Below are 13,093 nucleotides of genomic sequence, written 5' to 3' on the forward strand. Positions count from 1 at the left end.
TTCATCCCCTCCTTAAAAGATAGGGGTTCTCACGCTCCCGGACTTCTTTGATAGAGACTTTGAGGTCGAATATGTCGAATTACTAGCTAAGACAAAAATAAAACAGTTTGAAGGTAGGGATACCCAGTACCCCTTTGAGGGCTATTACTATCCTGTGCGGATCGGTGATACTTATGGACTGCTACTAGACTGCTCAGTTAACAATAAAACTCAGGCACAACCAACCAAATGCTTTGCAGCACTCAAACATGAAATTTCGCAAAGATTAAATGGTGAAGTTGCCACAATTGGGCAAACGTGGATGATTTCTGGTCAACTGCCCAAAAACTCAGAAAAAAAACCTGAAGATATTGCCAAAGCTTGCTATCAAGAGTTAATGCCTGATTCAAATTGGAAACAAAATCTGCAAGGACAAGGGCAGATTCTAGGGGCATATATATTTGAACTCTCGCGATATCATTTAACAATTGAAGAAGGAATGGCATCTCCGACTCACATTCAAAGTATTCAAGAAAATCAGCACATTATTATTCTTCTTTATCCAGATGAAGCCACTGCCGAAAAAGCCGCCAGATTCTATCCTGATTGGATGCGCTTATTTTGCTATCGCCACAAAATCCTGTGGGCATATGGTCAAAGTCGGTTGATCAAACAATATATTAAAAATTATTTAGTTACAATCCAAAAGGCTATTGAACTTAGCCAAAAAGATAATTCCCATATTGAGTTAAAACAAGTCCGGCAATCCTTGTTTCAGGTACAGAATACGCTAACTCCTTATTCAATTAACTTAAGCTATCTCGATTTTCAAGGTCGCACGATAGAGATAAATTTAAGTAATTACAAAAAACGCTTGGAGAGAATGGTAAAACAAGCAGAGGGAGAAAGTGAACTGAATTTTTTAGAAGGATTTAGTAACTTAGTGACCGATAAATATTTGCTACAAATAACAAAAGACTATGAGCATATGGAGATGAGTTCTAAATGGTTAGATATTTCAATTAATACGCTTCGTAGCCGCGTTGAAGTTGACCAGGCTGAACGCGATCGCAACTTCCAAAATACTGTGGGCATTGTCGGTGTAGGATTAGCTACAGGTTCTCTTGTTATGAGTTTAAAGGAAGAGCTAAAGCCCACCTTCCGCAATGACCCTAGTTTTAATATCTTCATCCCACTGGTATACAGTATCATTGCCGGGGTGATAGCAAGCGCGTTGACTTGGCTTGTGATTCGTTTATGGTCGCGATCGCGCTAACTCAGCTGGTTAGAGTCGATGGGGTCGCTAACATTGAGGTGTCACCACCCCGCACTTTCCTAAGAACGGAACGTGACTGTTACCAATTATTCTGCTCAAGCGCGACTATTTTTTCTCCACTGCTATACAAAGGTATACAAGGCGTACTATAAAAATTGCTTGTTTGGTTGTCATAGCAATGACTCAATGCGGCTTTATTTTATGTAAATAGTATTTCAAGGGTTTTCGCAATTACCTTATGGCAAATTTTATACAGTAACAACAACTCCCTCTTTGCTAAGTAAAGAGGGAAGTGATCAAAATTTGTTAAACAGGCGATGCGGCTGGAACTACAAACAGGCGAGGCACAATTACAGAAGCAGGTTGTTCTAAAATAAAACGTACACAACGGGCAACATCATCAGCTTGTAGTGGCTGTGAGACTATTTCGTCGTAGCCTTGCTTACCACTTTCACGCCAAGAATCATAAAGATTTGTTGCGACTGCGCCAGGTTCTATAGTCGCAATCCCAACACCAGAACCAGCTAATTCCATCCGTAAGGAATCTGTAAAAGCTTCCACAGCATGTTTAGTACCATCATAAACACCGATCATCGGTGTAGTTTTTAATCCCGATATACTCGACATATTGATGATAAAGCCACTTTTTTGCTTTTTAAAATAAGGCAAGACTGTGTAACACATTCTCACCACAGCCTCATAATTGACGCGGATCATGTTGCACAACGCTTCGATGTCGGCTTCTTCAATTGACATCATGTGCATCACACCTGCATTGTTAATGATGACATCCAAAGACCCAAACTCTGACAGTGCAGTATCAAGAAGACGTTGTGGTAAAGCAGGCTCAGTAATTTCACTTGGAACAATGGTGGCATTTTTAAGTTGATTTGCAAGTTCAGACAGTTTTTGTTGCGATCGCCCTGTTAAAACCAGCTTCATTCCAGCTTCATCTAAATTATGAGCTATGGCTGTACCGATACCACTGCTAGCCCCAGTCACGATCGCAACTTTATCTTTGAGATCCATAATTTTTATAAAAATTGAGAGTATTTGCCGTTATTCAGAATATAGGCAGTCACTCTAACTAGAGGTAAAGAATAGATTAAGAATATACATAAAATAATTTTTATACGTTTAATTTTTAACTATCTTGAGAATTTTGGTTAATACCATTTCACTTTTTTAATGATACAAACACATGGGTAGGGACATACAGTCATACACCTCTACGTTTTTGTGAAACGGTATAAGCTGACTATGATACGTCTCTACATACTTCATGTAGTAAACATTGCATAAAATATTTCAAGTATTTTCACAATATTAATTTGAGTTGCAAAATCTGTTTATTGTTCAGTAAATACTGAAATATAAAAGTATAATACTCCATCACAAAAAACCTTTTGTTACTGTGCATATACGTATTTGCACGCTTTACCTAACTACATAAATCAAAAGCCAATAACTATGAAAAATAAAAAAACAGTCCCTAAACAAAGTGGATTTAGGGGATTTTTTGCATTTAAGGCTCGAATTTTCTTTTTGGTATTCGTTTTTATCATTAGTTTTTCTGGCATTCTGCTATCTAATTGGTTGATGGCAGGTCAGCCAAGCCTAGCCAAAATTAGTCTTTTACAAGCTGCATCCACTCAACCACTTGGCTATTATGACTACTTCGGTAAACTCCTGAGTCCTGAAGATGCAGCAAAGTTGGTACAAGAAAAAGAACTTGATCCGAGTGATCCAATTTCCTATCAAAAAATAGGAGCAGTCGAAATTACGCAAGAATTAATTGACAAAGGCGAGGATATATTTTTTAACCGGAAAATAGGTGATAATTTCGGTTTGCAAGATGTGTTTGGTTTTAGACAAGGCTTATTTCGCATCTTGCCAGAATTAACTACAGCGATCGCACAATTACGTGGACAGTCAACCAACAACTTACAAATTACCCTGCAAAAAGAAATAACACTGGGTAGTCGGACTTTTCCCAAAGGAACTGTGCTTAACACAGGTTTTAAAGTGGAAAGAGGAACGTTTTTCCCTTTGGGAATCAAAGAAAACGGCGATATTACCTGTGCAGTCTGTCACGCTGTTGTTTCTGATCAAGGTAAACGCCTAGCAGGGATACCCAATGGTGAACTTGCTATTCCCTTTTTGATTGCTTTAGCACCAAATTCTGCTGCTGGGTTTGCCAGGTTAAACTTTAATCCCCTAGATCCACAATACCAAGGTAAAGGCAAGACAATTATTGATAGCGAAGGTAAATTGATCAAATTGCCTGATTCTGATAAATTTGAGCAAGCCTTTGATGATGCTGTGTTAGATGTGCCTTTTGGTCACTTCGAGAGTTCACCGGATGGCATTGATAATACTACTCAAATTCCCAGTATCTTTACTTTTCAGACACATCCTTATTCTTCTGATGGTCAGTTTGCTGTTGGGCCGTTTGCTGGACTTAGTGCTTTCAACAATGGTGTGCATTCTTCAGAAGTGAATCTGTTAGCAGCTGCACAACTAAGTCAAAAAACCCTTGGTATAGACTCAGAAGTCTACATTGGTGCATTTCTCCAAAATGCTGCCGATCCACGTTTGCGTTTACCACTGGGAAAACCAGTTAAACCTTCGGAGTGGCTACGTCAGGTTGCACCAGATCTTACCCAAGCGGAATTAGAAGATCAAATTCCTGCACCTGGAACAGGTACTTACCCAGATTTGAACCCTAGTTTATTTACATATAATGGTTTGGTTTTTAGCCCCAACACTGACAAGCCAGATGATATCGCTAGTGGTAAGTTCTTATTTGCTAACAATGCCATGTCAGTATTCCAAAATAACTTACTACCACCTGCTAACCGCACTCGCGAAAATTGGCAAGCACTCAGAAGCGATTCTGTCGTGCGGGGGGCAAAAATCTTTCAGGAAGCCGGATGTGCAACTTGCCATATTCCACCTTTCTTTACTGACAACAAAATTCATCCAGTCAGTGAAATTGGTACTAATCCAGAACGTGGTAAGTCTCGCCTCAAGCTCAATAATTTGTTAGTAGCACCAAAAATATACAGCTTCGATACACCTGTACCTGTACCTGTCGATGCTACAGTACTGGATGTACCAACAGACGGTATTTCTGTTAACTCTACAACTTTACCCACAGGTATATTGCCGGATGGAGGTTACAAAACTACTTCTTTAAGGGGTCTTTACTTGAGCGCACCATATTTGCATGATGGTGGTGCAGCAGTACGAGCAGGAAGTTTGCAAATTAACTCAGATGGTAGCTTTAGTATAGTTGACCCCTCTGGCTTGGGATTGACTGGAACTCTCAGTCAAAGCATTCCCGCCGATCCTGCTAGTAGCTTACGCGCCTTGCTAGATGAGGAACTTCGCACCCAAGTTATAGCAACAAACAAAGCTAATCCTGCTTTGGTAAGGAGTAATCTTGATGGTACTGGTCATGAATTCTATGTGACTCGCAACAAGCAAACTGACTTAATTAACTTCTTGTTAGCACTGGATGATGATCCTAGTCGATTTTAAATTGATCTAAACCAATTTCAATGGATTTTTTTACCAGACGTGACAAACAGCATGTCTGGTAAATCGCCGGAAATTTGTTTCCCTGTTCTTAACTAAGTAAGTTGGCGGGAATAAACCTAAGCATGTTACGAAAAGTAAACAAGCCTAAAACCCTTACTAATGACCAATAAAATAGACGCGCCTTCTTCGGCTTTTCGTAGAGTATAACAAATGACGACCTCAACGAGTTAGCTTTATTTGTGCCGATTTACTTAACTGCTAACCAATGAACCAGAATCTTGATTCAAAAACAATGTTGCTTGAGAATATTTGCGAAGAATAGAAGCAGGACAATCTGTACTAATATTTTCTTGTAACATCTGTTGCACTATTTTAGCTTTGTGTGATCCTGGTGCAAGACAGAGAATTTTTTTGGCAGAACAAATCAAGGGAATCGTAACAGTAAAAGCATATTTTGGTACAGCTTCTAAATTCGGAAAATGGCCTTGCTTAACTTGCTGTTTGTGATTCGCTTGATCTAATTTCACTAATTTCACACTGTAAGCATCTTGGAAATTAGCCACAGATGGATCGTTGAAAGCGATGTGTCCGTTTTCTCCCACACCCAAACAACATAAATCGATTGGTTGTGCTTGCAATAATTTGCTGTAGCGATCGCATTCAACTAAAGGTTCTAAAGCATCACCTTCGATATAGTGAAATTCTTTCAGGTTGACTCGTTTGTGAAAATGTTCCCGTAGATAGCGTCGAAAACTAGCAAGATGACCAGCAGAAATTCCTAAGTATTCATCCAAATGGAAACAAGTAACCTGCGACCAATCTATACCACCCAATGCTATCAATGTATCAAGAAATCTTATCTGAGAATTACCTGTAGCTAGCAATACAGCAGCATGACCATTTTTTTGTAAAACTTCCTGTAAATAATCACGTGCAATTTCTGCTACATTCTCGCCTAATTCAGCTTCACAGTTATAAATTTGCACATTCAGGTCATCAACACGAAAAATTTTTTTGGTGAACGGCATTGAATTATCAAAAATATAGTTTATTGTTTATAGATTCTTGATTACTTTTGAATTTTAATTGAAGATTCTTAGCTGAACTAAATTCTGAGCAAGGAAAGCTAACAGGACTTACTACTAAATTAAATGGTAAACAGATAAAAAGAACAGCTCTAATCGCTACAATAAAGATTTGCAGTATTCTGCATCGACATTATGAGACTTCCTATCGTAGCTATTATTGGTCGCCCAAATGTGGGCAAATCGACTTTTGTCAATCGTTTGGCGGGAGAGCAATCTGCTATTGTTTATGATCAACCAGGAGTAACACGCGATCGCACATACTTGAGTGCTTTTTGGCGCGATCGCGAATTTATGGTTGTCGATACTGGTGGTTTAGTCTTTAATGATGACACCGAATTTTTGCCATTAATTCGCCAACAGGCTATGGCTGCACTTGCAGAAGCCAGTGCGGCTATTTTTGTAGTTGATGGTCTGACCGGACCGACAGCAGCTGACGAAGAAATCGCTACATGGTTACGACAACAACCCGTACCTGTGCTGTTGGCTGTAAATAAATGCGAATCTCCAGAACAAGGTTTAATCCAAGCTGCTGAATTTTGGAATTTAGGATTAGGTGAACCTTTCGCCGTCTCTGCTATTCATGGTAGCGGTACGGGAGATTTACTAGACGAACTAGTAAATTATTTACAACCAGTCCAAGATATTCCAGATATTGATGAAATCAAAATCGCAATTATTGGACGTCCAAATGTTGGGAAATCAAGCTTACTTAATGCTTTTGTTGGTGAAAAGAGAGCAATTGTTAGCCCAATTTCCGGTACTACCCGTGATGCAATTGATACTAAAATCGAACGTGATGGCAAAACCTATGTTTTAATCGACACCGCAGGAATTCGCAAAAAGAAAAACGTAGAATACGGCCCGGAATTTTTTAGTATTAATCGTGCTTTTAAAGCGATTCGTCGTGCAGATGTAGTTTTATTAGTAATTGATGCTATTGATGGTGTTACAGAACAAGACCAAAAGTTAGCGGGACGGGTAATTGAAGAAGGCCGGGCCTGCGTTGTTGTGGTTAATAAGTGGGACGCGGTAGACAAAGACTCTTATACCATTTACGATTACGAAAAACATTTGCAAGAAAGGCTACATTTTACTGAGTGGTTAGAAACTATCTTTGTCAGCGCTTTGACTGGACAAAGAGTAGAGAAGATTTTGGAATTGGTAAATCAAGCAGCCGATGAACACAAGCGCCGCGTCACCACTTCGGTGATTAACGAAGTTCTAGAGGAAGCAGTTCGCTGGCATTCACCATCAGTCAGCCGCAGTGGCAAACAAGGTAAAATTTATTACGGTACGCAAGTTAGCTCTCAGCCACCTACAATAGCATTGTTTGTCAATGATGCTAAACGTTTTAACGATAACTACCGCCGCTATATCGAACGACAATTCCGGCAGCAATTAGGATTTAAGGGTACTCCGATCCGATTGTTCTGGCGGAGTAAAAAAGCTCGAGATATGGAAAGTGTTAGTAATAATAGAGCAGCCCGCGTCTAGAATTTTGGATTTTGGATGCGTGGATTTTAGATTGGGGAAACCTGTCTAAAATCATAAATCTGGGAACTTACAAATAGTTCAATCATCCAAAATCTATAGACGCTTCTGCGGCTACCTTTGGTAGGCACTCCGTGTCTACCCGCAGGGTAATCTAAAATCTAAAATTGAAACATGGATTTACTGCGATCGCTACCAATCGGTCTTTATCTAGAACAACCGCAAACTTGGTTACATAAGCTTGACCCACGTGTCAAGTTTATCTGGTTGATGAGTTTTCTTACAACCTACATTTTTGCTAACAACTTGTGGCGAATATTACTGGTAGTATTGTTGATTATTGCTACCTTAATTGCCAGAATACCCAAGCGAGTTTGGCAGCAGCAGATGGGTTGGTTATTAATGCTATGCTTTTTTGTGTTAGTGATTGCTGCTATTAGCCCTGATGGTTTGGGTATAAGATATCAACCACGCCTACCAGCTAACGATATCATCTTAACTGAGCAACCAAATCCTACTACTTCTGCAACTCTAACTACAACTCCAACTACAACTCCAACCAATAAAAATTTAGCCACTCAGAAGCAACAAAAATATAATTACGTACTATTTGAAAAAGGCGCAATCAAAGTAACTCGTCGTTCTTTAGATTTAGCAATTAGCCTAAGTACAATATTATTTACTGTTATTTATAGTACTAATTTATATCTACTAACAACCGCACCAGAAGAAATCACAGCCGCTCTCGAAAGCTTAATGCAACCGCTACAAAGGTTTAATATACCTGTAACTGAAATCACATTAATGTTAACTTTGTCGTTACGGTTTATACCTTTGGTTTTAGAAGAAGTACAGAATTTAGTTCGCTCTGTCATGACAAGAGCAATAAACTGGAAAAAATTGGGATTGAAAGGAGCAATCAAAGTTTGGATGCTAATAGCAGAGAGACTTTTGGAAAATCTACTACTAAGAGCAGAACAAATGGCAAATGCAATGATGGTAAGAGGCTTTACGAGTCCTAATGAACATCGAGTTCAATGGCACGATCTACGCCTCAAAAGACTTGACTGGCTAGCTATTGCAGCTTTAATTATCTTTTGGGGAGTGCGGTTGGCGATCGGTACTGAGATTTAATGGAGTCGCCAGACAAGGGGGACAAGAGAGATAATTAATACTTAATGACAAATGACAAATGACAAATGACAAATGACAAATGACAAATGACCAATAACTAATTTATTGCTTAGGAATGACTTGAAAATTCAGCAAAAAAGGCAAAATAACGAGACAGATAGGCTGTTGTGCTGGATTCTCTTACCTTATGAAAATTAATTGGGTTCACTTTTACGTGGAAGATGCCAAAGCTTGGCGTGATTGGTTTGTCAGTCATCTTGGTTTTCAAACCGTTGAAAGTTCGACACTCTTAACCCCTTTTATACATATAGACAACGGGAGTAATTTTCACACCTGTACAGAAGCAGTAAAAAGTGGTTCTGTTTGCTTTTTGTTATCTTCACCACTATTACCTATCAGTCCAGTGGCAGATTTTCTCCATCAACATCCCCCCGGTGTAGCAGATATTGCTTTTACTGTTGAGGATGTAGAAGCAGCGATCGCTCGCGCTCAACCATACGGTACTAAAGTTTTACAACCCATCCAACATCATCAACAAGGAGATAAATACATTAAATGGAGCAAAATAGCTGCTTGGGGTTCTGTGTCACATACATTGATCGAAAGAGGTTGTTTAACTAACGCAGTTTCGGAAAACGCAGATCATAATGAAACATTAGTTTCCGGGTCCTTTTCAATCGCCGCCATAGATCATATTGTCCTCAATGTCGCAATGGGTGATCTAGAGCGTGCAGTAACGTGGTACGAAAAAATTCTTGATTTTCAACCCCAGCAGACATTTAGAATTCAAACGGATCGCTCGTCTTTATCTAGCCAAGTTATGGTTTCTCGCTGTGGCAATGTACAATTGCCCATTAACGAACCAACTTCAGCTAATTCCCAAATTCAAGAATTTCTAAATGTCAATCAAGGCTCCGGAATTCAACATATTGCTTTACGCACTGACAATATTGTCAGTGCGATCGCTCAATTTCGTGCTTGTGGTTTATCTTTGCTCCCAGTTCCCCAAACTTATTACTCGCAACTCAAAGAACGTCGAGAACTTCCCCTGACTGCTGAGGAATTAAAAGCGATCGCTCAACAAGAAATTTTGGTGGACTGGAACCCACAGACTCCCCATGCTTTATTGCTACAAATTTTCACTCAGCCTATCTTTGAACAGCCAACTTTTTTCTTTGAATTGATAGAACGTCGTCGCCAAGCTCAAGGTTTCGGTGAAGGCAATTTTCAAGCTTTATTTGAAGCCATAGAACGAGAACAAATGAAACGGGGTGCTTGTTAGGGAGTATGAGAACAGACAGATGGCGATTAGAATCAAAGCCATACGCGAGGAATTTGAAGCAGCTTGTGCTGATGGCTGTGTCTACGGACATCTCAGAGGTAAGCGTGGTCTTTATGTCTATGCAGAGTTAGGAGCAGAAAAAGAACACATTTCATCACCAAATGACGAGCCAATGACAGAATACAGAATTTTTGTCAGTAGTTGATCGCAAATCTACATCTGATTAGTAATCCAAAACTCATTCATCAAATATTTAAAACCCAAACATCGCTAAATCTGGGCTAATGTAAAGATAAATTTAAGTATTATTTTTTTAACAAAATGTTAAGACTTATAACAGACTTTGACGGCCCAATTATGGATGTTTCAGAACGATACTACCGTGTGTATCAGTTCTGCTTACAGAAAATCAGCCGTCCATCTCAACAAGTGCAAGAACTTTCAAAAGCAGAATTTTGGCAAATGAAGCGATCGCGCATTAGCGAAACCCAAATCGCTATGTCTTCTGGTTTAGATGAGTTACAAGCACAAGAGTTTTCCAAACTACGGCGAAATACAGTACATACAGAACCTTATTTCCAGTATGATCGCCTAGCGGTTGGTGCTGTGGATACGTTGTTAAAACTTCAAGAAGCTGGTGTTGATTTAGCGGTTATGACTATGCGTCGAGTCAGAGAGCTAGATTACGCTTTCAAACAGTATGATTTAAGTAAATTTTTTCCACAGAATCGCTGCTATTGTCTGAGTAATGACTATGTAAAAACCCGTGACATTGATGATAAACCCTTGTTGATGGCACGAGCATTGAAAGAATTACCAGGCGCTACAGATACATGGATGGTAGGAGATACAGAAGCTGATATCACTGCTGCTAAAAGGCATGATATAAAAGCAATTGCTGTAGAGAGTGGTATCCGCGATCGCGCACAACTAGAATTTTATCAGCCAGATTTTATTGTTAAGAATTTTAGTGTAGCTGTTGATTTAGTTTTAGAACAAGCTTTACAACCAATTGGAACTAGATAATTGGTAATTCGTTGGGTAAAGGTTAAAGGAGTTTTGTGATCACCCTTTTTCCTTTTCCCTTTTTCAGGTTATTTACTTAAGAAAACTACTAATCAACCACAATAAAACAAAAGTTACCACCGTAGAGAACTGATTTGGTGTCAGACTAACAAACTGCTGTATTTGTGGCAATACCAAATTAGCAACTATTCCTCCAGCAATTAAACCAGTAATTAGACCAACTAGAATAAATAAAACTGCTCGACCAAATTTACCTTCTTTGCGATTGATGAAGTAAATACTAATACCTACACCAACTACTAACGCCATCTGTAAAACTTGATCGCCCCCACCTGGATAAAACACACTTATAGCACTTAAACCCAGATACCAAGCACCTGGTAAAATCATATCTGCTGGTGTTGGTTTATCCAAAAAATTTTGCAGCCATACAGGCGACTTTTCACGAGGTGCGGGAGTTTCTTTTGGAGGTGCTTGGACAAGGCGTTCTGGAAATCGGATACGTTCTGGTACTTTAATTTTTCCTTCTTGGCGCATCCGCAAGCGATCCATCAAAATCGCATCGTAAGCTGTTTCTATGACTTCTAGACGCTTGCTGTCGCCGCTATGTTGCTGCAAGAGGCGATTACGAACATCTTGAATTTCATCGAAGCTAGCTTCTTCAGACACCCCAAGTTTTTCGTAGGGACTTTGCTCGCTCATGGTGAGTTTATAACTTTAGCCTTACTCGGCAGCAATCTTTGATTTACAAAAAAAATAAATTGAGATTTTGTGTCGGTCGAAACCAATGTTTCAGTCGATTTATTATGTATCATACCTGAATCGTAGCATCTGTAAGCAGAATCGACCTGGTACTTTTAACTATAGACACTTTAACATATTGTTATAACTCCGTGTATCCCCTAATGTCGTTCATAAATTCTAGCTCTACTCTAGAATTTGAGTTAAAAATACCTACAAGCCTTTCTTTCATGAAAAAAATAGCTTTTCCATTTCCAATTTGGTTGTTGACTGTACCTTGATTAAGTTTTAATTAGGAAGCCTTACATTCCCTTTTACCATAAAGCCGCATATCGATTTAAAATTAATAGCGTTGAAATTACTAAGTAATAAAGATATAAAAGTATCTTAGTTTACTTAGGTTTGCGGCTAACGTAAGAGCATCTACTTATTACAAACAAGGTTAACAACTATTAGCCTAAAACAGTTCAGGGTGGCATGATCATAAAATTCGCACTCTAGTAGTCGAAAATCCTGATTAAACTAATTATCTGGATCATTCAGGAAATTTGTGCCTTAACCTTGTAGATTTTATTTTGTCCTTAGCAGGAAATGCGTTTTTTACGCAGCCTGTATGTTTATCCTAATAAATTTTTGTGCAAAGTGATGGTCATGGCTCCCGCCAAGATTCTTGTAGTTGATGACGACCCTGCGGTACGGAATTTAATCCAACGCTTTTTGATGAAGCAGAACTATCAGGTGGAGGCTGCTGAAGATGGTAAGACTGCTCTAGCTCTATTTGAGCAATTTAATCCAGATTTGGTAATTTTGGATGTTAATTTACCAGACGTGATCGGCTTCAACCTCTGTCAAGAAATGCAAAGCCGCAATGGCGTTTTTGTTCTGATGTTAACCAGCCGTGCAGATGAAGCTGACAAGATTCGCGGCTTTTCTAAAGGTGCTGATGACTATCTCACCAAACCATTTGGTCTGGGAGAACTTGAAGTCAGAGTCGCAGCTATTTTGCGGCGTCAACGGGTTGTAACCACAGCAGAACAAAAACGTCTGATATTTGAAAAGTTGATGATCGATCCGGTGCGGCGAGAGGTAACACTCAATCATGAACCAGTACCTCTAACCGCCTTGGAGTTTGACTTGCTGCATTTTTTGGCTAGTCATCCAGGTCGAGTTTGGCGAAGAGCTGAACTAATCCAGGAAGTTTGGGATTATGAATACGTCGGCGACCAACGGGTTGTAGATGTACACATAGGTCAAATTCGCAAGAAAATAGAAGTTGATGCTAGCCAGCCAGCATTAATTCAGACTGTACGTGGTGTTGGCTACAAATTTGAATGTCCTCCTCAATCTCAGCAGCCAGATAAACCACAGTAGTCAATGGTCAATCAATTTTGGATTTTAGATTTGCGATTTTGGATTGACCTCAATTCCATTTTCCAAAATCCAAAATCCAAGATTGCTAGTTAATAGTTAATAGTTGATAGTTAATATTTAATATTTAATATTTAATATTTATTTAGTTGCTGTAAGCGTACT

General features: G+C 39.2%; 11 protein-coding genes. 8 read left to right on the top strand and 3 right to left on the bottom strand.

The genetic code is table 11. The features are described from left to right. Positions 1-154 precede the first annotated feature (154 nt). Positions 155-1,255 carry a hypothetical protein gene (locus AC5JMK_RS18255; protein ID WP_495910738.1) on the top strand — a complete coding sequence of 367 codons (1,101 nt, stop codon included), beginning with the start codon at positions 155-157 and terminating at the stop codon, positions 1,253-1,255. Between the two features lie 306 nt (positions 1,256-1,561). On the opposite strand, the gene AC5JMK_RS18260 is transcribed toward AC5JMK_RS18255, so the two are convergent. Then, a complete protein-coding gene (locus AC5JMK_RS18260; protein ID WP_096677030.1) occupies positions 1,562-2,284 on the bottom strand; it encodes an SDR family oxidoreductase in 723 nt (240 codons plus the stop codon). Positions 2,285-2,725: 441 nt separating this feature from the next. Between AC5JMK_RS18260 and AC5JMK_RS18265 the strand changes: the two genes are divergently transcribed. Continuing rightward, positions 2,726-4,798: a hypothetical protein gene (locus AC5JMK_RS18265; RefSeq protein WP_096677031.1), complete on the top strand. Its 2,073-nt coding sequence runs from the start codon at positions 2,726-2,728 to the stop codon at positions 4,796-4,798. Between the two features lie 251 nt (positions 4,799-5,049). On the opposite strand, the gene AC5JMK_RS18270 is transcribed toward AC5JMK_RS18265, so the two are convergent. Further along, entirely contained in the window at positions 5,050-5,826 is a 777-nt protein-coding gene (locus AC5JMK_RS18270) for a glucosamine-6-phosphate deaminase (RefSeq protein ID WP_096677032.1), read from the bottom strand. 192 nt (positions 5,827-6,018) lie between these two features. On the opposite strand from AC5JMK_RS18270, the gene der reads away from it, so the two are divergent. From der to AC5JMK_RS18295, 5 genes are all read left to right on the top strand, one after another. Continuing rightward, entirely contained in the window at positions 6,019-7,380 is a 1,362-nt protein-coding gene (gene der, locus AC5JMK_RS18275; protein WP_096677033.1) for a ribosome biogenesis GTPase Der, read from the top strand. Between the two features lie 171 nt (positions 7,381-7,551). After that, on the top strand, positions 7,552-8,511 hold the full coding sequence (locus tag AC5JMK_RS18280) for an energy-coupling factor transporter transmembrane component T family protein (protein WP_096677034.1): 960 nt from the start codon (positions 7,552-7,554) through the stop codon (positions 8,509-8,511). 187 nt (positions 8,512-8,698) lie between these two features. After that, complete coding sequence (hppD, locus tag AC5JMK_RS18285; protein WP_096677035.1) at positions 8,699-9,793, top strand: 4-hydroxyphenylpyruvate dioxygenase; 1,095 nt, start codon at positions 8,699-8,701, stop codon at positions 9,791-9,793. 19 nt (positions 9,794-9,812) lie between these two features. After that, positions 9,813-9,998, top strand: a complete 186-nt coding sequence (locus AC5JMK_RS18290) for a hypothetical protein (RefSeq protein WP_096677036.1) — start codon at positions 9,813-9,815, stop codon at positions 9,996-9,998. 116 nt (positions 9,999-10,114) lie between these two features. Next, positions 10,115-10,819 carry an HAD family hydrolase gene (locus tag AC5JMK_RS18295; protein ID WP_096677037.1) on the top strand — a complete coding sequence of 235 codons (705 nt, stop codon included), beginning with the start codon at positions 10,115-10,117 and terminating at the stop codon, positions 10,817-10,819. Between the two features lie 72 nt (positions 10,820-10,891). Here AC5JMK_RS18295 and AC5JMK_RS18300 read toward each other — a convergent pair whose 3' ends face one another. Further along, positions 10,892-11,521: a CPP1-like family protein gene (locus tag AC5JMK_RS18300; RefSeq protein ID WP_096677038.1), complete on the bottom strand. Its 630-nt coding sequence runs from the start codon at positions 11,519-11,521 to the stop codon at positions 10,892-10,894. 690 nt (positions 11,522-12,211) lie between these two features. Here AC5JMK_RS18300 and AC5JMK_RS18305 point away from each other — a divergent pair. Next, the gene (locus AC5JMK_RS18305) at positions 12,212-12,931 is read left to right on the top strand and encodes a response regulator transcription factor (protein WP_016865534.1); all 720 of its coding nucleotides are present in this window, start codon (positions 12,212-12,214) and stop codon (positions 12,929-12,931) included. Positions 12,932-13,093 lie beyond the last annotated feature (162 nt).

The organism is Pelatocladus sp. (assembly GCF_059505505.1).

What these genes read in the sequence shown, in the direction of transcription:
- AC5JMK_RS18305 (WP_016865534.1), top strand. Translation starts at nt 12,212, where the DNA reads ATGGCTCCCGCCAAGATTCTTGTAGTTGATGACGACCCTGCGGTACGG.
- AC5JMK_RS18265 (WP_096677031.1), top strand. Translation starts at nt 2,726, where the DNA reads ATGAAAAATAAAAAAACAGTCCCTAAACAAAGTGGATTTAGGGGATTT.
- AC5JMK_RS18280 (WP_096677034.1), top strand. Translation starts at nt 7,552, where the DNA reads ATGGATTTACTGCGATCGCTACCAATCGGTCTTTATCTAGAACAACCG.
- AC5JMK_RS18270 (WP_096677032.1), bottom strand. Translation starts at nt 5,826, where the DNA reads ATGCCGTTCACCAAAAAAATTTTTCGTGTTGATGACCTGAATGTGCAA.
- hppD (WP_096677035.1), top strand. Translation starts at nt 8,699, where the DNA reads ATGAAAATTAATTGGGTTCACTTTTACGTGGAAGATGCCAAAGCTTGG.
- der (WP_096677033.1), top strand. Translation starts at nt 6,019, where the DNA reads ATGAGACTTCCTATCGTAGCTATTATTGGTCGCCCAAATGTGGGCAAA.
- AC5JMK_RS18290 (WP_096677036.1), top strand. Translation starts at nt 9,813, where the DNA reads ATGGCGATTAGAATCAAAGCCATACGCGAGGAATTTGAAGCAGCTTGT.
- AC5JMK_RS18300 (WP_096677038.1), bottom strand. Translation starts at nt 11,521, where the DNA reads ATGAGCGAGCAAAGTCCCTACGAAAAACTTGGGGTGTCTGAAGAAGCT.
- AC5JMK_RS18260 (WP_096677030.1), bottom strand. Translation starts at nt 2,284, where the DNA reads ATGGATCTCAAAGATAAAGTTGCGATCGTGACTGGGGCTAGCAGTGGT.
- AC5JMK_RS18295 (WP_096677037.1), top strand. Translation starts at nt 10,115, where the DNA reads ATGTTAAGACTTATAACAGACTTTGACGGCCCAATTATGGATGTTTCA.